18 protein-coding genes are annotated in these 17942 nt (G+C 53.1%); 10 read left to right on the top strand and 8 right to left on the bottom strand.

The annotated features are described in order from the left end of the window. Positions 1-2046, top strand: a 2046-nt coding sequence (locus AC286M_RS35215) for a copper-translocating P-type ATPase (protein WP_488208908.1), incomplete at its 5' end; no start/stop codon positions are given. A 182-nt stretch (positions 2047-2228) separates the two neighbouring features. Then, positions 2229-2918, top strand: coding sequence for a DUF305 domain-containing protein (locus AC286M_RS35210; protein ID WP_488208907.1), 690 nt, complete (start codon positions 2229-2231; stop codon positions 2916-2918). A 10-nt stretch (positions 2919-2928) separates the two neighbouring features. On the opposite strand, the gene AC286M_RS35205 is transcribed toward AC286M_RS35210, so the two are convergent. The 3 genes from AC286M_RS35205 to AC286M_RS35195 all read right to left on the bottom strand — a co-directional run bounded on the left by AC286M_RS35205 (position 2929) and on the right by AC286M_RS35195 (position 5565). Further along, positions 2929-4308 (bottom strand): sensor histidine kinase, encoded by a 1380-nt coding sequence (locus AC286M_RS35205; RefSeq protein WP_488208906.1) that lies wholly within the window; start codon positions 4306-4308, stop codon positions 2929-2931. Further along, on the bottom strand, positions 4305-5024 hold the full coding sequence (locus AC286M_RS35200) for a response regulator (protein WP_488208905.1): 720 nt from the start codon (positions 5022-5024) through the stop codon (positions 4305-4307). Before AC286M_RS35200 ends, AC286M_RS35205 begins: the two co-directional genes overlap by 4 nt. Positions 5025-5157: 133 nt before the next feature. Beyond that, complete coding sequence (locus AC286M_RS35195) at positions 5158-5565, bottom strand: hypothetical protein (protein WP_488208904.1); 408 nt, start codon at positions 5563-5565, stop codon at positions 5158-5160. A gap of 105 nt (positions 5566-5670) precedes the next feature. On the opposite strand from AC286M_RS35195, the gene AC286M_RS35190 reads away from it, so the two are divergent. After that, on the top strand, positions 5671-6180 hold the full coding sequence (locus AC286M_RS35190) for a hypothetical protein (RefSeq protein WP_488208903.1): 510 nt from the start codon (positions 5671-5673) through the stop codon (positions 6178-6180). 20 nt (positions 6181-6200) lie between these two features. Beyond that, positions 6201-6698 (top strand): hypothetical protein, encoded by a 498-nt coding sequence (locus AC286M_RS35185; protein ID WP_488208902.1) that lies wholly within the window; start codon positions 6201-6203, stop codon positions 6696-6698. Between the two features lie 21 nt (positions 6699-6719). Here the strand turns inward: AC286M_RS35185 and rppB are convergent, their stop codons facing one another. Together rppB and rppA are read right to left on the bottom strand one after the other, a co-directional pair. After that, a complete protein-coding gene (gene rppB / locus AC286M_RS35180; RefSeq protein ID WP_488208901.1) occupies positions 6720-8111 on the bottom strand; it encodes a two-component system sensor histidine kinase RppB in 1392 nt (463 codons plus the stop codon). Beyond that, positions 8080-8772, bottom strand: coding sequence for a two-component system response regulator RppA (gene rppA, locus AC286M_RS35175; RefSeq protein WP_488208900.1), 693 nt, complete (start codon positions 8770-8772; stop codon positions 8080-8082). The genes rppB and rppA overlap by 32 nt, the downstream gene beginning before the upstream one ends. Before the next feature lie 93 nt (positions 8773-8865). Here rppA and AC286M_RS35170 point away from each other — a divergent pair, with 93 nt between their 5' ends. The 5 genes from AC286M_RS35170 to AC286M_RS35150 all read left to right on the top strand — a co-directional run bounded on the left by AC286M_RS35170 (position 8866) and on the right by AC286M_RS35150 (position 15991). Next, on the top strand, positions 8866-10482 hold the full coding sequence (locus AC286M_RS35170) for an efflux RND transporter periplasmic adaptor subunit (RefSeq protein ID WP_488208899.1): 1617 nt from the start codon (positions 8866-8868) through the stop codon (positions 10480-10482). A gap of 99 nt (positions 10483-10581) precedes the next feature. Further along, positions 10582-13722, top strand: coding sequence for an efflux RND transporter permease subunit (locus AC286M_RS35165; protein WP_488208898.1), 3141 nt, complete (start codon positions 10582-10584; stop codon positions 13720-13722). A 110-nt stretch (positions 13723-13832) separates the two neighbouring features. Continuing rightward, a complete protein-coding gene (locus tag AC286M_RS35160; RefSeq protein WP_488208897.1) occupies positions 13833-14330 on the top strand; it encodes a hypothetical protein in 498 nt (165 codons plus the stop codon). Between the two features lie 207 nt (positions 14331-14537). Beyond that, positions 14538-15359 carry a MauE/DoxX family redox-associated membrane protein gene (locus AC286M_RS35155; protein WP_488208896.1) on the top strand — a complete coding sequence of 274 codons (822 nt, stop codon included), beginning with the start codon at positions 14538-14540 and terminating at the stop codon, positions 15357-15359. Positions 15360-15481: 122 nt separating this feature from the next. Beyond that, positions 15482-15991 (top strand): DUF411 domain-containing protein, encoded by a 510-nt coding sequence (locus tag AC286M_RS35150; protein ID WP_488208895.1) that lies wholly within the window; start codon positions 15482-15484, stop codon positions 15989-15991. Between the two features lie 32 nt (positions 15992-16023). Here AC286M_RS35150 and AC286M_RS35145 read toward each other — a convergent pair whose 3' ends face one another. The 3 genes from AC286M_RS35145 to AC286M_RS35135 all read right to left on the bottom strand — a co-directional run bounded on the left by AC286M_RS35145 (position 16024) and on the right by AC286M_RS35135 (position 17329). Further along, complete coding sequence (locus AC286M_RS35145; RefSeq protein WP_488208894.1) at positions 16024-16158, bottom strand: hypothetical protein; 135 nt, start codon at positions 16156-16158, stop codon at positions 16024-16026. A gap of 2 nt (positions 16159-16160) precedes the next feature. Beyond that, positions 16161-16826 (bottom strand): DUF305 domain-containing protein, encoded by a 666-nt coding sequence (locus tag AC286M_RS35140; protein ID WP_488208893.1) that lies wholly within the window; start codon positions 16824-16826, stop codon positions 16161-16163. Positions 16827-16897: 71 nt separating this feature from the next. Next, the gene (locus tag AC286M_RS35135; protein ID WP_488208909.1) at positions 16898-17329 is read right to left on the bottom strand and encodes an MFS transporter; all 432 of its coding nucleotides are present in this window, start codon (positions 17327-17329) and stop codon (positions 16898-16900) included. Between the two features lie 212 nt (positions 17330-17541). Between AC286M_RS35135 and AC286M_RS35130 the strand changes: the two genes are divergently transcribed. After that, positions 17542-17942 (top strand): cation diffusion facilitator family transporter (locus AC286M_RS35130; protein ID WP_488208892.1); only part of this gene is annotated, 401 nt, incomplete at its 3' end.

Below are 17942 nucleotides of genomic sequence, written 5' to 3'. Positions count from 1 at the left end.
CACACTGGTCATCCCGTAGAGGCTGCTGGTGCATATCATGGCGACCACGCTCATAGCGCCCGTGGCGGACACCGGGGGCATGGCGGTCACAGCGGGCATGGGCATCACAGTCCGGCCATGTTCAAGCAGCGATTTTTCGTCTCGCTGATTTTGACGCTGCCGATTCTCTACTTTTCGCCACAGCTTCAGGGTTGGTTGGGGTATGAAGCGATCTCATTTCCTGGCTCTGGTTGGATTAATCCCATTCTCGGCATTGCCCTCTATTTCTATGGCGGCTGGCCATTTCTCAAGGGCGCGTGGCACGAGTTTCAGGGCAAGATCGGTATGATGACACTGATTGCGCTGGCAATTACGGTGGCGTTTGTATACAGTATTGCCGTGTCCCTGGGCCTGGAGGGAATGCCCTTCTATTGGGAACTAGCGACACTGATCGACATCATGCTGCTGGGCCACTGGGTTGAGATGGCCTCGGTGCAGGGAGCGAGCAAAGCGCTAGAAGAACTCTCGACCCTGGTGCCCAACGCAGCGCATCGGATGCGGAATGGTCACATTGAAGATGTTTCGGTTGATGAGATCCAAGTCAACGATGTCATCTTGATTCGTCCTGGCGAACAAATTCCCAATGATGGCGAAGTGATTGAGGGCCGCACCAGCATCAACGAATCGTTCCTGACGGGTGAATCGAAGCCTGTTCACAAGGAAGTCGGGGATGAAGTGGTCGCGGGGTCGGTGAATACGGAAGGTTCCGTACAGGTCAGAGTGACTCGTATTGGAGCAGACACGGCCATTAGTCAAATCATGCGGCTGGTGGAAGAGGCGCAGTCGTCCCGCAGTCGCTATCAGGTACTCGCAGATAAAGTGGCCTACTGGCTGACGATTATTGCCATTTCGGTTGGCACCCTTACCTTTATCATTTGGCTTACCCTCAGCGATCTAATCTTCTCCATCAACCGGGCGGTGACGGTGCTAGTGATTACCTGCCCCCATGCCCTGGGACTGGCGATTCCGCTGGTGATTGCCAACTCCACTGGACTGGCGGCTCGCAACGGCATTCTAGTCCGCAACCGTGATTCTCTTGAACGAGCTAAGGATATCAAAATCGTCGCTTTCGACAAAACTGGAACGCTGACCCAAGGCAAGTTTGGCGTCCAAAACGTCGCTGTGGACGGCATGGATGAGGATGAAGCGTTAGCCATTGCCGCTGCCCTAGAAAATCCCTCCGAGCATCCTCTTGCGAAAGCAATTGTCGATTCAGCTCATCGGCGGCAGCTAACGCTACCCCAAACGCATGACTTCCAAACCGTGACTGGACGGGGCGTAGAGGGCCTGATCAATGGACAAACCTATCGGGTTGGACGACCGGAATGGGTGCAGGAGCAACATCTATCGTTTTCTGCTCCACTGCAACAGGCATTAAGCCGAGCCGATGAGCGGGGTGAAAGTGCTGTTGTGCTGATGACTACTGAACGTGCGATCGCAGTTATCTCAATGGCTGACCAGATCCGAGAACGTGCCCGCACTACCATCGATCGCCTGCATGAGATGGACATCCAGGCGGTGATGATTACCGGGGATGCCGAAGCCGTTGCGCGTGCTGTTGCTGAAGATCTGGGCATCGATCGCTACTACGCCCGCGTGCTGCCTGAAGACAAAGTGAATCGCATCAGAGAGCTGAAACAAGAGGCTCCTACTGCCTTTGTGGGTGACGGCATCAACGATGCAGCCGCTTTGCTGGAAGCCAATATGGGCTTAGCGATTGGGGCGGGTACCAACGTGGCGATTGAGTCCGCTGACTTGGTACTAGTGGAAGACGATCCCCTAGATGCAGTAAAGGCGCTGGTGCTAGCGAAGAAGACCTACAGCAAGATGATTCAAAATCTATTCTGGGCTACCGGGTACAACGTGATCGCCATTCCCCTGGCAGCAGGCGTACTGTCGGCTTGGGGTATCGTGCTTTCTCCGGCGATAGGTGCTTTATTGATGAGCCTTTCGACCGTGATCGTGGCAATTAATGCGGTGATGCTACGCCGAGCCAAACTAGCCTAAGTCCAACCCGGTAGGAGTTTGGCAGAAATCGTGCTTTGTTCTCAATGATCGAACATCGAATGCTGAATTGAGATGTATCAAGAAGTGTAAATTATGGTTTCTGCGATACGATCATCCCTTAACTCTCTAGTCAAGTAGAGGATTTAAAATAGAGGTATAACGCTTCAAGGGGATTACACCCTATGCAACTTCTTACCAAATCTATCGTCGCGATCGCAGGTGTTGGTGTTGCGATCGCAGGTGTCGCTACCTTTTCTTATCTTTCTTCACCCTCCAATGCTGACCCATTACAGTCATCTGATCCAGCGGGCTGGCAAATGCCGATGAACTGGGATCAAATGCCCATGCACCAAGGCCAGTGGCAAGGGCACCACGGGCAGATGATGCACATGATGCAGGCCAATAGCGAGTTTGAGTTCTTGAGCCTGATGATTCCTCACCATCAGGAAGCCATTGCCACCGCTCAGCGCGTGCTGGAGTACAGCGATCGGCCTGAGATGCGCGCGTTTGCGCAGGACATTATCGATGTGCAAACCGCCGAAATTGAGCAGATGCAGGCGTGGCTAGACGAATGGTATCCCGGTCAGGAAACCAGTCTGACCTACTCTCCCATGATGCGTGACCTCAGCCAGCTTGAAGGAGATGAGCTGGATCAGGCGTTTCTAGAAGATATGGTTATGCACCACATGGGAGCCGTGATGATGTCGCAGCGTCTGGTAAATCACGGTCTGGTTGAGCATCAGGACGTACAGCCTTTTGCCCAGAATATCGCCAATACCCAGCGGCAGGAAATCTGGCAGATGCAGTCTTGGCTGCAAGACTGGTACGAGGTTGGCGGTATGCCTGGCTGGATGCATCGAGGACAGCGATAGCCTAATCCGTTTAGACAGTGGGTAGCGTGATCGTGAATGTGCTCCCACTGTTTAACTGGCTTTGTACCTGGATGGTACCGCTATGACGTTGGATGATGGTTTGAGCGACGGCTAATCCCAGCCCGGTTCCTCCGGTTTCTCGGTTGCGGGATTGTTCTAGACGAAAGAACGGTTCAAAGATTTTGCCCTGGAATTCAGGAGGAATGCCGAAACCGCGATCGCGAATTACCACCTCAAGCCTTTCCTGCTTCGAGCGCAGCGTCACCTCCGCCTCGTTCCCGTAGATCACTGCATTGTGAATCAGGTTCATGAACGCTCGATGTAGAGCAGTAGGTTGGCCAACATAGGTCACGTGGACTGGTCCCTGATAAATTGCCTTTTTCCCTGTATCAACAACATCATCACACAGGCTTTGAAGCAGGCTCGCCAAATCCAGCTTAACGAAAGCTTCGGTGGTGGATTCTGCGCGGGCAAAGGTCAAGGTTTCCGTGAGCATGGTCTGCATCTGGTCAATGTCAGCAATCGCCTTCTGAGCCTGCTCCCCATCATCAATAAACTCAGCCCGCAGTTTCAGTCGGGTGAGGATCGTTCGCAAGTCATGGGCAATGGCGGCCAGCATAAACGTGCGCTCATTTACCAGATGCCGCAGCCGTTCCTGCATTTGATTGAAAGCTTGAATGGATTGACGGAGTTCACGCGAACCCGCTTCGGGAAGCGGCGGTGCATTGATATCCCGACCGAACTGCTCAGCGGCAGTGGCAAATTGGGTAATCGGCTGGGTGACTCGTCGAGCTGCCCAGAGCGACAGCAGCCAAATGGCAAGTCCGATAAACAGAAATACAAACCAACGGTGACTGCTGCTGCGGAGAGAAACGATGTCCGAGGGGGTGACAAAGACTAACCAGCGATCGCGAGTTTGTTGAACGGCAATCACCATCGTTTGACGGCTAGATAGCAGCGGCACAAGAGCAGAACCATCTGACTGATCTAGGAGCGAACTGTTCGACCAGCGGTCAAGCACTTGGATCTGAATGGGTTGGCTAAGCTGGGGTATGAGGTGAGATCGCACGTCCTGGCGAATCTCGTCGGCGTGCCACGCTTCCCGCTGGGGCTGGGACGGCGGCTGGTCTAAAACACTGACCTGAAACCGGGGGCTGTGGAGTGCCTGCAATAGCTTGACCTGTTCATCCGGTGGCAGCGTTTCCATCACGTCGATAATAGTGACAACTCGATCCGCAACAGATAAACCAAATATTTTCATTGCGGTGACAGTGCGATCGTGAACCAGTAGCCATACAGCAATCGACTGGGCTGAGAAGAATCCCATCGTCAAAATCAGCGTAATTCGCCCTGCCAGACTGCTGGGTAATAATCGCTTGATCCGCTTCATCGTTTCTCCACCACTGGTGTAAAAAAATAGCCACCACCTCGCACTGTTTTGATCAGGGTTGGTACTTTGGGATTCGCTTCAATTTTGCGGCGCAGACGGCTCAGTTGCACATCCACACTGCGATCAAAGGGAGCGGCTTCATATCCCTTCGTCAGCTCCAGGAGTTGATCACGGCTCAGCACCTGCTGGGGATGCTCTGCGAATGCAGCTAAGAGGTCGAACTCATTGGCCGTTAAGGGAATCAGCACTCCATCGGGAGAACAGAGTTCTCGTTTGGCCAGATCCAATTGCCAACCATCAAACCCAAATCCTTTTGGTGGTTTCTGCTGGACTTCGACCGTGACATACTCAATTCGGCGTAAGACAGCTTTGATCCGTGCCAGCAGCTCCCTCGGATTAAACGGCTTGGTCACGTAGTCGTCGGCCCCCAATTCCAGCCCCACAATTCGATCCGCATCGTCACCAATGGCAGTCAACATCACAATAGGCAGCGTAGAAGTAGACCGTAATTTTTGGCACAGAGCCAAACCATCATCTCCCGGCAGCATCAAATCCAGCACAATCAAATCGATGGGATGGATATCGAGTGAGCGCCACATGCCCGCCCCATCAGCCGCCGTCTTGACTCGATAGCCATGCCGATTCAGAAACCGCGACAGCAAATCGCGAATCTCGCGGTCGTCATCCACAATCAAAATCAGGGGAGGCTCAGTCATACCGCAATTCTAGATTGAGCGCTTAATCAACTTTGTTTCATCTCAGCAACAGTTGATTGCAGTTGTATGTCAACTCAGATCTTGACCTTGCAAACCGAGAACTCATAAGGGTTATTTGGGTGCAAGATCTGAGTCAACGTTTGTCGGCCCAGTACGGACATTCAGGGCAGTTTCCTCCCTCAGGATAGTCAATACCTTCTTCATGGGGACAGCCGATAATTCCGTCAGTCATAATCACCTGCTTGGCCCTTTTGCGCTTGATGAAATCGAGAATTTGGCGATTCACTGTGTCATCCATCCGGATTTCGATCCCATCTGCAAGCCAACGCTTTAAATCGATGACTTCTTGGGACTGATCGACAATCCCAACGGCGACTTTGGTCGCAGTGTCCTCGTCAGGGCCATAGTAAGCAATCGTTACGATCGGATAGCCCTGGGTATCAGCTTGAGTCTTACGCCGCAGCAAAAGAGTAGCATTTTGTCGATGCTCAATTGAGCCAAATCCCTTAGGTGATTGATGGCTGATTTTTGGTCGCATCATCCAATCCTCTGTTACTAGCTGTTACCAGATTGAAAGAATCTTGAAACACTCATAGCCTATCGTGTGAACCGTAATCTCATCCAAGGAGGAACGGAGACATAAACCATGAACCAGCTCTCAAAGATATTGGCCTTTACAGCCATTGTTTCAACGGGATTATCGGCTGGAGTGGCCTTCGCTCATCTACTGGAGTTGCCCAACAAAATGTCACTCTCTGCTGAGAACTATCTCTGGGTGCAACAACGCCTTTATGAGGGATTTGGTCAAGTGTTAGGCCCGATTGAAGTCATTGCGTTTCTCAGCGCGATCGCAGTTACCGTCCTGCTCCGAAAACAGCGGCATTCCTTTCGCTGGAGCCTGCTGGCATCTATCTGCATTAGTCTGGCCTTGATAGTTTGGCAACTGCACAATGGCCCAGTAAATATATACGTGGAGACTTGGACTATCGATAATTTGCCCGCCAACTGGATGACCTATCGCGCTCGCTGGGAATATGCTCATGCGGCTCGATTTGGGCTGTATTTGCTTGGGTTTAGCACTAGTCTGATGTCTGTCCTGGTTAAAATTCCAGCTCATCGCTCCCGGCATCCTGTTCCTTCGGCCTCTGTGCTTTGACTCACCAGGAGGTATTCGTCATGTTAACTGTTTTACACGTTTTGACTGTGGTGGTGGTTGCGATCGCAATGGCCCTTGCGCTGGCTCATGCTCTGGAGCTACCAGGAAAACTGCGGCTTTCAAAAGAGACCTACTACGCCGTGCAGCCCATTTATTATCCTGGTTTCACGATTGGCGGCATCAGTGAACCCATGAGTCTGATCCTGATGCTGATTCTGCTGTTCCTTGTGCGACTAGGCAGCATAGAATTCTGGCTAATCGGTATAGCCTTACTAGGCATCATCGGTATGCAAGGCGTGTACTGGCTGATTACCCATCCCGTGAACCAGTTCTGGCTGCAAAATGAGGACTTAAGCAACGTGAGTACTGGCTTTTTCGCCTTTGGAGTGAAGCCGGACGATCCCCGTTCGTGGGCCTGGACAAACTTGCGCAATCGCTGGGAATATTCTCACGTAGCGCGGGCAGGATTCGCCCTGGTCAGCCTGATTGCCCTGGTCATTGCCGCATCAATCAACTGATGGGGGTTTTGCCATGCGATATTACGCAGTGCGGATGATGGGCAACAGAATGGTGAAGGTGCTGCCCCGTTCTAGCTCGCTCTGAACCTGAATTTCGCCGCCGTGAGCCTGCGCGATCGCAAGGGCAATTGACAATCCTAATCCCGAACCGCCGCTGTATCGAGAACGGGCTTTATCGACTCGATAGAACCGCTCAAAAATCCGCTGCTGATCGGCTGGAGCAATACCAATGCCTGTGTCTTCTACGGTAATTATCGCCTGTCGCTTTTCGCCTTCCGGGAATGTGTTGCGGGTACTTTGCTGTAGCTGGATGATGACCTTGCCACCCGCTAACGTATGCTGAATGGCATTACTAACCACATTCAGCACCAGCCGATAGAGATGTGCTTCATTACCCAGGACGATGATCGGCGGTTCGGCGGGTTGCTCAAGCACCAGTTGAATGTCAGATGCGATCGCAAGTGCGGCCAGTTCTTCTTCAATATCGCTCAGCACATCCTGTAAACAGCAGGGTGTTTGGGCGGTTGAACGTTGAATGTCTAATCGAGACAGCAGCAGCAGGTCACTGATTAGCGTTGTCAACCGCTGGTTCTGGCGGGTGATTACCTGGAGCGTTTCCCGCGCCTCTGCATCTGAAATGTGGGGCAGTCGCAATACTGATTCCGCTGTGGCCTGTGTCGCGGTGAGGGGTGTACGCAACTCGTGAGCGGCATCAGCCGTAAACTGCTGAATATTGCGGTACGAAACGCGGACGGGCTTGAGTGCCACTCCTGCAAGCCACCAACTTGCGATCGCAATTAGTCCTACCGTGAGCGGTAAGCTGAGGATGATAATCCAGCGAATCATGTCGAGGTAAGCGGCAAAATCACTGAAGGATCGCCCGACCAGCAGCGTGCCCAGACGGCTTTGATCGTTGAGGTTGTAGAGCGGTAGCGCAATCTGGCGATACTGGTTGTTCGCGTCATCTCGCAGCGTGTGCCAAGCGGCTTCGGTATCTGTCATTGGCAAGCCTTCGGGCAGGATGCCTGCCGTTGCCAGTAGCGTTTGATCCGGCGACAGCACGCGAAAATAGTAGCTGCCGCGATAGGGCGCTCCGCCATGATGCCCCCGCGATGCCTCAAATGGCACCTGACAGGGTTCTCCGGCCACGCACAGATTGGGCAACAAATTTTGCGACAGGCCATCAATTTGACCGTTAGCCGTGAGCGTAGTTTCCAGGGCATCATGAACCGTTTCGGCCACAGACTTCAGTTCGCGGTCAGCCGTGACCCGATGGGCATGGGCAATCGCTTCATACACGCCAAAGCCGCTCAGCCCCAGTACCACCGTCATCACTCCGGTATACCAAACAGTGAGCTGCCAACGGCTGCGACGAAATAGCTTATTCGGCGTTGAAGCGGTATCCCATGCCATAGACGGTTTCAATTAGATCATCACAGTAATACTTGGCCAGCTTCCGCCGCAGGAGCCGCATTTGAGCCGCAACAACATTACTGTTGGGTTCAGCGCCAATTTCCCAGAGCTGGTTGAGCACCTGATCGCGGGTCAGAATCCGGTTCGGATGCTCCATTAGATACTGAAGCAACTGAAACTCTTTCTGGGTTAGCTCGATGGGCTGCTCGGTGAGTTCACCAGCATTGAGAAAGGCCATTCTGCGATCGCAATCCAGCATCAGCGGCCCCACCTGAATTTGACTCGGCTTAATCTCAGGCGACCGTCGCCGCAGTGCTCTGAGACGCGCCAGTAATTCAGCCATGCTGAAGGGTTTGACTAAATAATCATCAGCTCCGGCATCCAATCCCGTAATTCGATCCTCAATTTGATCCTTGGCGGTCAAAATCAAAACGGGCAGGGCATGATGGTGCGATCGCAGCCACTGACACAGCTCGATTCCCGACCGTCCCGGTAGCATCCAGTCAAACACCCCAATTGTGTAAAGCGGCAAATCGTTTTCCAGATAGGCCAGCGCCTCATCTCCCGACTGCACCCAGTCCACCACATAGGCTTCCTGGATCAGGGTACGCTTAATCGCTTTGCCTAAATCCGGCTCATCTTCCACTAAGAGGATACGCATAAAAATTCATCGTGATTTCATATTTAGCTGATACTATGCCGTCCAGCCAACATTCGCGTTCGTTTGTCCTGTTCGCTTTCTGGAAGAATCGGTATGCATGTTCACTATCGGCTAGCGGCTTGGGTCGGATCAGTATTTGGGGTTGCGTTAATCACTTTACCAGTTGCGTTAATCACTTTACCAGTTGCGGTGGTGGCCCATACGGGACATGATCACGGTGCAGAGTTTCAATCCGGCACGAGCCAACCTGTGAGCGGCATTCGAGTTGATCCGACCACGGCGGAGCGGTTGGGGATTAAGCTGGCCCCCGTCCAGTCCCAGTTTTTGAGCATTGGCATTGAAACGACTGGAGAACTGGTGGCGCAGCCCGATCAAGCGGTGATGGTGAATGCGCCGATTAATGGCACGGTGATCGAACTATTGGTGGAACCGGGCGCAACGGTTGCAGCCGGACAGCCTTTGGCCAAGGTGATTGCCCCCGATTTGATTGAGCTACGGGTTGCCTCCCAGGAAGATCGAGTTGGGGCAGAGGCCGACTTGCGATCGGCAGAGGCCAATCTGACGCTAGCTCAACGTAATTATGAGCGTCAAGTTGCGATCGCAGACACCGAAATAAAAGCAGCTCAGCAGCATCTCGCCCTTGCCCAGGAACGGTTTGAGCAAGACCAATTGCTGCTCAAAGCCGGTGCGATCGCCCGCCAACAGTTTTTAGAAACTCAGTCTGAGCTGGCCGCCGCCCAGAGTGAAATGGCTCGTGCTGAAAGCCGACAAGCAGTTTTGGAAGCCCAGGCGGAGCTAGAGCGGGCGCAGGCGGAACTAGATGCAGCTCGTTCCCATGTCCAACTTAGTACGACAGCCTATGAAACGCGCCTCCAGCAGTTGAACAGCTCGGCAACGGAGCGGGGCGTCGTCACAGTAAAAGCCCCAATTGCCGGCAAGGTCGCAGACCGTCCCGTCACCCTGGGTGAAGCGGTCGAAGAAGCCGTGACGCCGCTGATGCGGATTGTCAATGGCGATGCGCTCCAGGTGACGGCCAACGTCTATGAAAAAGATTTAGATCAGGTGGCCGAAGGCCAGTCAGTGCGCGTGACGATTGCTAGTTTGCCTGACCAGTTCTTCCAAGGGCGCGTAATTCGGGTTGGCGCGGTGGTAGACGGCACGACTCGCATTGTGCCCGTGACAGCCGCCCTAGAGAATGCTGGAGCCGCGCTCAAACCTGGCATGTTCGCCGAATTGGAGATCTTGACCGATCGCACCCCCACAGCCGTCTTGACCATTCCCGCCAGTGCCGTGGTAGACGCCGAGGGCCAGTCCCTCGTATTTGTGCAAAATGGTGATGCCTTTGAACCCGTTGAAGTGACCATCGGGCGCACGGCTGGCGATCAGGTAGAGGTGCAATCAGGACTGTTTGAAGGCGATCAGGTGGTTGCCCAAGGCACATTGCAGCTTTATGCCCAATCCCTGCGAGGCGACAGCGCTACAGCCAAAGCCGAGATGGAAGCCGCACCTTCCGGTCGCGCCGTTCCCCAATGGTTATTCATTGTCGGAGGCATAGGTGCGATCGCAACTACCACCAGCACCGCCTATCTCATCGGACGCCGCACCCGCCCCACACCCCTCGCCCCCTTCAATCCACACCCTACCGAACCCACCCCTCCCTACGCCCTCACCACCACCTCCCCAGAAACCACCACCCTAGACAAAAAGTAATCCCCCCTCTCTCCCCTGCTCCCTTGCCCCCCTGCTCCCTTACTTACCCCCCTCATCCACCCATCCACCCCTTTCTCACTCCTCACTCCTCACTTTCCCATGCTCAACTCAATCCTCAAATGGTCAATCGCCCAACGCTGGATCGTCGTCATCGGAGCCGTCCTCGTCACCCTCTACGGACTGCGTGTCCTCAACCACATGTCCTTGGACGTGTTTCCCAGCTTTGCGCCGCCCCAAGTGGAAATTCAAGTCGAAGCGCCCGGTCTTGCTCCAGAGGAGGTGGAATCCTTAGTCACGCTGCCGATTGAAAGCGCCGTCAACGGCACACCAGGCGTTACAGCGGTGCGATCGACCTCGGTGGCGGGTGCTTCTGCCGTACGGGTGGTATTTGGCTGGGATACCGATATCTATCAGGCGCGGCAGCTGATCACGGAACGAATTCAGCAGGCCCAATCTCGCTTGCCGGAAGGGGTGGAAGCGCCTCAACTGGCTCCGCTCAACTCGCCGCTGGGCATTGTGCTGGAATATGCCTTTACGGCTGAATCCACACCGCTGATGGACGTACGACAGCTGATCGACCGACAGGTAACCAATCGGCTGCTCGCGGTACCTGGCGTTACTCAAATTACCGTTTTTGGTGGCGAGGAGCGGCAGTACCAAGTGCTGGTCGATCCTGCTAAACTCAACGCCTTTGGGGTGACGCTAGAGGAGGTCAGCCAAGCGGCGGCGGCAGCGAACCAGAACGGGGCAGGTGGCTACCTAATTGATGCCGATCAGGAACTGCTGATCCGAGGGATTGGTCGCATTGAGTCGATTCAGGATTTGCAGCAGGCGGTGATTACGGCACGAGATGGAAAACCTGTGCTTTTGCAAGATGTGGCAGAGGTGACAGTCGGCCCAGCCCTAAAGCGGGGCGATGCGAGCCTTAACGGCCAACCAGCTTTGGTGATGCTGATCAATAAGCAGCCCTTGGCCGATACGTTAACGGTGACCGAGCAGGTAGAGGCGGCGCTGGAGGAAGTAGGGCCAAGTTTGCCAGCGGATGTCACGATCCATCGCACTTTCCGTCAGGCTGACTTCATCGAAGCCTCGATTCATAATGTGCGGGATTCCCTGCGGGGCGGCATCATCATTGTGTCGGTCATCCTGCTGTTGTTTTTGATGAACTGGCGCACGGCGGCGATTACACTCAGCGCCATTCCGATGTCACTCCTAATCTGTTTGATTCTGCTGGATTGGATTGGCCTCAGCGTCAACACCATGACGTTGGGCGGATTAGCCGTTGCCATTGGTTCGGTGGTGGATGACTCGATTGTGGATATGGAAAACTGCTATCGGGGACTCCGCCAGAATCGGCAGTTGGGCAATCCCAAGCATCCCTTTCAGGTCGTCTACGACACTTCGGTGGAGGTTCGTACCAGCGTTCTCTTCTCCACCGTGATTATTGCCGTCATCTTTGCCCCAATTTTCTCGCTGACGGGGGTAGAAGGCCGCATCTTTGCGCCAATGGGCATTGCTTACCTAGTAGCCATTTTTGCCTCGACCCTGGTGGCACTCACCCTCTCTCCTGCCCTATGTGCATTTCTGTTGGCCTACGCGCCGTTGCCTGAAGAAGAGACTTGGGTATCTCGCTGCAGCCAACGCCTGTATCGACCAGGTTTGCGGCTGGCTCTGGAGCGCCCTCGGCTGATTCTGCTGGTGGCTGTAGGGGCACTGGTCGCTTCGCTGACCCTGTTACCCGTTTTAGGACGGGTCTTTTTACCGGAGTTTCAGGAGCGATCGCTGGTGGCGTCCATGAACCTGTTTCCCGGTAGCTCCTTGGCGGCTACCAATCGGGCGGGATTAGCTGTGCAAGCTGCCTTTCAAGAAGATCCTCGGTTTGCCAGTCTGCAAATGCGATCGGGCCGCGCACCGGGCGATCCGCATGTGGTCGGCTCCAACTTTGCGGAACTCGATATTGAACTGAGTGATGTCGGCATGAAAGACCGCGAAGCAACGCTGGCCGATCTGCGGGCTGAATTCGAGAAAATTCCAGGTGCTCCAGCCAGTGTGGGTGGCTTTATCTCGCACCGGATGGATGAGGTGTTGTCGGGTGTCCGAAGTGCGATCGCAGTTAAAATCTTTGGCCCCGATCTGGCTGAACTCCGACGGCTGGGCACCGAAGTGACACAGGTGATGGGCACTGTAGAGGGCGTGGTCGATTTGCAACTGGCTCCTCAGTTACCCGTGCGTCAGGTTCAGATCCGCTTCGACCGTGCCGCTGCCGCTCGCTATGGCCTGAGTATGCAGGCGTTGGCCGAAACTATTGAAACCGCCCTCAATGGTCGCGTCGTCTCCCAAGTGTTGGAAAATCAGCAGTTATTTGACCTGGTGGTGTGGTTTGAGTCTGCCGCCCGCAGTGATCCCAGTACCCTGCGCGCCATGCTGATTGATACGCCGGATGGACATCGCATTCCGCTGGAGCAGCTTGCCCAGGTCGATTATGGCACTGGCCCCAATTCCATTAGTCGAGAAAATGTGTCGCGCCTGATCATTGTGTCCTCAAACGTGGCCGATCGCGATTTGGGTTCCGTCATTGCCGAAATTCGGGACAAAGTGCGATCGCAGGTTACATTTCCTCCCGGCTACTTCATCCAGTACGGTGGCCAGTTTGAATCTGAGCAGCGAGCCACCCAGAACCTCCTGGTATTCGGCGCTCTAGCACTTGTGGTGATTGCCATCCTCATGTATTTCACCGTGAAATCCTTACCCGCGACGATCATGATCATGCTGAACCTGCCCTTAGCCGTTATGGGCGGCATTGTCTCAGTTGCGATCGCAGGTGGCGTTCTCTCGGTAGCGTCCCTCGTGGGCTTCATCACTCTGTTTGGCGTTGCCGTCCGCAATGGCTTACTGCTAGTAGACAACTACAACAGCAAGCTAGCGGCAGGAATGCCTCTGCCACAGGTCATTTTCACGGGTTCAATGGAGCGGCTCAATGCGATTCTGATGACGGCTTTTACCTCCGCTCTGGGGATGCTGCCGCTGGTGATCAGCTCTGACCCCGGTCAAGAAATTTTGCAGCCGCTAGCGGTGGTTGTACTTGGCGGACTGTTTACCTCCACCGCCCTCACGCTAATTGTTTTGCCCGCCCTCTACACTCAATTTGGCCGCTATCTCGTACCTGCATTCATTACCTCTGACATCCAGGCCACTGAATCGAAAGCGGCTGTTTCAGACCAACCCATGAGCCCCGTTTAATTCCTGCTTAATCCCAATTCCCCAACCTGCCCCCCTGCTCCCTTACTCCCCCGCCCCCTTGCCCCAATACCCAAACCATAGCTCCACTCAAAAAATAGAAGGTTCATCCCATGCGTTCTCAAATTGCTCAAGCCCTACTGCTCACAAGTCTACTCACCTTAGTTGCTTGCGGTAACTCCGAAACGGCAACGACGCCTGAATCAACGGCTGACACTTCTGTTGCAGAAAGCCCAACCACCACCCCAGCCGACGATGCCGCAACCGAAACGGCTGCATCAGACGATCACAGTGCTGCGACAAAAGGCGGCCAGGTCGTCGAAACCGGAGCCTACCACATGGAACTAGTACCCGTGTCCGAAGCAGATGGCATTCATCTAGATTTGTACCTGCAAACGGGCGACACCCACGAAGCCGTTGCCGATGCCACTGCTGTTGCCCAAATCCAGCTTCCCGATGGCTCGCAGCAGGAAATTCCGATGGAGTATGACGCGGCGGGAGAACACTTCTTTGCCTTCATCCCCAGTCAGGCAACCGGAGAATATAAAACCGTCATCCAAACTGATATCCAAGGCGAAAGGGTCAATGCCCGCTTTAGCTTCTCCAAGTAGATTGTCTTACCGCTTGTAGTAAACCAAAAAGGGATGATTTTGCTGCGGCTTACGGCAGCAAAATCATCCCTTTTTGAGTGCTTAATTCATACAGGATGGAGAGCGTCAAAAAATCTTCAGCCCACCTCTTGACTCTAAAGTTCACTGTAGGCTTTAGGGTGGATTCATCAACAGTTTGATGCCGTTTGGCATCCGCGAGGTGAATCGATGACCGCTATACTTTCCAATTCCAATAAAGCTCAACCAGATGCTCAAGACTCAGTCAAGCTCTACCGCATGTCTACTTCTGAACATGAGTGTCCTTGGGGGGTGCGGGCAGTGAATTTGCTCAACGAAAAAGGCATTGCCTTTGACGATATTAAACTGACCTCCCCAGAGGACGTTGCTGCCTTCAAGACCCAGCACAACGTTGCCACAACACCCCAGATCTTCTTTGGCGATCGCCGCATTGGTGGCTATACCGATCTGGCAGCCTATTTTGATGTCGAGGCTGAAAAGGCTGATTACTCCTATACTCCAGTTGCGGCTTTATTTTCCACTGCTGGCTTAATGGCTTTAGCGACCTCCCTTGGCGTCCCTGGCTTCATGGGTATTTCCTTATCGATGCTGGCCTCTCTGAAGCTAATGGATATCAACGCCTTTTCCGAAAGCTTTGCCAAATACGATCTGGTCACTCAACGATTTAAGCCCTATGGCAAAATCTATCCCTTTGCAGAGCTTGCCATTGGTCTGGGCTTTCTCTCCGGCATCGCACCTCTAGCAACGGGGATTGGTTCATTAGTTGTGGGCGTAAGCGGGGCGGTATCGGTCTTCAAAGCTGTCTATATCGACAAAATAGCGCTCAACTGTGCTTGTATTGGCGGCAATTCCAAGGCTCCGCTGGGAGTGGTCAGCTTTGCAGAAAACGCGATTATGGCGCTGATGGGGGCAACTCTCATCTTTTCGACGGTCGGCACCCGTGAGATAGAGCCGCAGGTTAGGCAATTGTCTCAGGCAACTGCGATCGCGCAACTTCAGTCTGCTGAATAGTGCTTAGGTCACTAACGTTTAGGCATGACCATTTCATTTCGATTTCATGATTGTGCGTCAGGCTAGTGGGCAAACTATGCTTGAGTAAGACGCTAGCTTGACATTGCCATGCAGAGGTCTCTATGAATCGTCGTCTATTTACATCCAGATTAGTCGCTGTAGGATTGGTTTCAACCACCGTTGCCCTAACCGGCTGCTCCATTGCCCAAACTCCCAATGTGGAAGCGGTAGCGGATACGGCGGAGCAAGTTGCAATGGATACTGAGATTACTGTTTTCCGTAGTCCCACCTGCGGCTGCTGTGGTCAGTGGATTGAGCACATGCAAGCGGCTGGTTTTATTGTCAAGGATAATGTAACAGAAGATATGACGGCTATTAAGGAACAGTATGGAGTTCCGGCCAATCTCGCCTCCTGCCACACCACTGTAGTTGATGGCTACGTTGTGGAAGGCCATGTTCCAGCCGAAGATGTACAACGCTTATTGGTCGAAAAACCTGAAGTGGCTGGTATTGCAGTCCCCGGTATGCCTATCGGTTCACCCGGTATGGAATCTGGTGATTATGTTGAACCTTATACGGTTTTCTCGTTCACTGAATCCGGTGAAACCGCTGCTTTTGCTGACCATTCATAGTGATACGGAGTCCGATTAAAACCCGAAAAGAACTACTTGGTCGCCGCTAAGCGGCGGCCAAGTAGTTCTTTTCGGGTTTGAGTTTGAAGATACAAGACGTGACTATAGCAAAATGTGCGATCGCACTTGGAATATGCGATCGCACATTTTGCTGATCCTACTGACATCACTAACCGTACCAGTCTTGTCGCCACTCTTCCATCTGCTTAATTTCCGTTTGCTGCGTGGCCAGAATGTTTTGGGCTAGCTCTCGAAGTTCAGTGCGATCGCTCTTTTCCAAAACTTGCTCCGCCATCGCTAACGCGCCCTCATGGTGAGGAATCATGGCATTAATAAACCGCAGATCAAACTCAGCATCGGCTGTGCCTAAGTTACCGTCCATCATCATGGCAGCCTGCATTTCAGGCGTCATCGCCATTGAGTGGCCCATTTCGGCGTGATACATCACAGGTTCCGCACTCGCATCGGGATACCATGCTTGTCGCCACTGCTTCATCTGGTCAATTTCGCCCTGCTGAGCCGTAATCACAGCTTGGGCTAACTGCTTTATATCTTCCCGTTGAGACTGTTCGAGGACGGCTTCAGCCATGACAACTGCTCCTTGATGGTGCAAAATCATTCCGTCAATGAAGCGTAAATCAAACTCAGCATCTTTAGGCCCCAAGTCCATCATCATCATCACGTGATCTGCCGTTGAGGTATCCCCCGCCAGCGTCGTTTGAGAATCGGAACGCTCAGAAATCTCAGGTGAGGTGCTACATCCTGCCAGCCCTACAGTGGCAGACAGCATACTCCCCACCAACACCCACGAAACCCAGGTTCGTCTCAGGCGCATATTGCACAATATCCTTTATTAGAAAAAAGGTGGCAGATATTCCTTCAGTAATCGTTTAAGCATTAACTGAATCAAATAACCGCTAATTTTACTGTGCAGCCCAAAAGTGAAATATGGATGAAATGCGAAGTGTTTAACGAACTTGTACTGCATATTGAATTCCGAGTCGGCATGGGCTGGGCAAGATGTCGCGCGGGACGGCTCATTAGATTCTGTGCGGTGTTTGCGATCGCAGTTGGATAGTCGGCTGCGGAAGTGACCAGGGGAATGGTGGCGGTGTAGGTGGGAGTGAAAAAGGCTGAAAACACATTCAGCGCCAGCACAATTCCATAGATCTGCCAGGGCTGTGTGACAAACGGCAGAAAACAGACAATGATCATGCGCGCCAAGTGGCTGATAACCATGATCTGTTTGCGGTCGATCCGATCTGAGGTCGTGCCAGCAAGAGGCGACAGGATGACGTAGGCTGTGACGTGCGTGAGGGCATCATCAACTAAATTGATGGTTTGGGTGGAGTAAAGACGGGCAAAGGTGGGATTTCTAAAGCACTGAAAGAGTCATGGTGTTGAAAACATGCATTGAAATATGAATGTTTGAACATAGCTGAAACGTTTGATATAGCTTCACTGTATGTCCCCCTGGGGGGGCATCTGAAAGACTATACAATTTAGAAATACTTACTGGTAAAGCGTCCAACTGAGTGATTTAAAACTTTATGCATATTCACACGATTGATCAGTGGCACCATTCTCATGACTTCTCAGTTCATCAGAATCAAGCAGAGCGAAATACCAAGGTCGTGATGCTCATAACCGCAGTCACAATGGTTGCCGAAATTGTCGCAGGCACCATTTTTGGTTCGATGGCGCTGTTGGCAGACGGTTGGCACATGGCAACTCACGTCGCGGCATTTGGTATCACAGTGTTTGCTTATCGCTATGCCCGCCGACATGCGGCTGATCCAAGGTATACCTTTGGCACTGGCAAAGTGAGTGTGCTTGGCGGGTTCGCCAGCGCCGTTGCTCTAGCAGTCATTGCATTTGTGATGGCGTTTGAATCGGTAGAGCGGTTTTTCCAACCCCAAGCCATTCAGTTTAATGAAGCGATTGGAGTTGG

It is taken from the genome of Thainema salinarum CENA647 (assembly GCF_057732415.1).
The sequence above is the reverse complement of the archived record's forward strand: the minus strand, read 5'-3'. Positions and strand labels throughout refer to the sequence as shown.

Coding starts and splice junctions, on each gene's coding strand:
- AC286M_RS35195 (WP_488208904.1), bottom strand. CDS start 5,565: ATGATGCGACCAAAAATCAGCCATCAATCACCTAAGGGATTTGGCTCA.
- AC286M_RS35185 (WP_488208902.1), top strand. CDS start 6,201: ATGTTAACTGTTTTACACGTTTTGACTGTGGTGGTGGTTGCGATCGCA.
- AC286M_RS35160 (WP_488208897.1), top strand. CDS start 13,833: ATGCGTTCTCAAATTGCTCAAGCCCTACTGCTCACAAGTCTACTCACC.
- AC286M_RS35165 (WP_488208898.1), top strand. CDS start 10,582: ATGCTCAACTCAATCCTCAAATGGTCAATCGCCCAACGCTGGATCGTC.
- AC286M_RS35155 (WP_488208896.1), top strand. CDS start 14,538: ATGACCGCTATACTTTCCAATTCCAATAAAGCTCAACCAGATGCTCAA.
- AC286M_RS35140 (WP_488208893.1), bottom strand. CDS start 16,826: ATGCGCCTGAGACGAACCTGGGTTTCGTGGGTGTTGGTGGGGAGTATG.
- AC286M_RS35145 (WP_488208894.1), bottom strand. CDS start 16,158: ATGTCAGTAGGATCAGCAAAATGTGCGATCGCATATTCCAAGTGCGAT.
- AC286M_RS35190 (WP_488208903.1), top strand. CDS start 5,671: ATGAACCAGCTCTCAAAGATATTGGCCTTTACAGCCATTGTTTCAACG.
- AC286M_RS35200 (WP_488208905.1), bottom strand. CDS start 5,024: ATGACTGAGCCTCCCCTGATTTTGATTGTGGATGACGACCGCGAGATT.
- AC286M_RS35205 (WP_488208906.1), bottom strand. CDS start 4,308: ATGAAGCGGATCAAGCGATTATTACCCAGCAGTCTGGCAGGGCGAATT.
- AC286M_RS35170 (WP_488208899.1), top strand. CDS start 8,866: ATGCATGTTCACTATCGGCTAGCGGCTTGGGTCGGATCAGTATTTGGG.
- rppA (WP_488208900.1), bottom strand. CDS start 8,772: ATGCGTATCCTCTTAGTGGAAGATGAGCCGGATTTAGGCAAAGCGATT.
- AC286M_RS35150 (WP_488208895.1), top strand. CDS start 15,482: ATGAATCGTCGTCTATTTACATCCAGATTAGTCGCTGTAGGATTGGTT.
- AC286M_RS35210 (WP_488208907.1), top strand. CDS start 2,229: ATGCAACTTCTTACCAAATCTATCGTCGCGATCGCAGGTGTTGGTGTT.
- rppB (WP_488208901.1), bottom strand. CDS start 8,111: ATGGCATGGGATACCGCTTCAACGCCGAATAAGCTATTTCGTCGCAGC.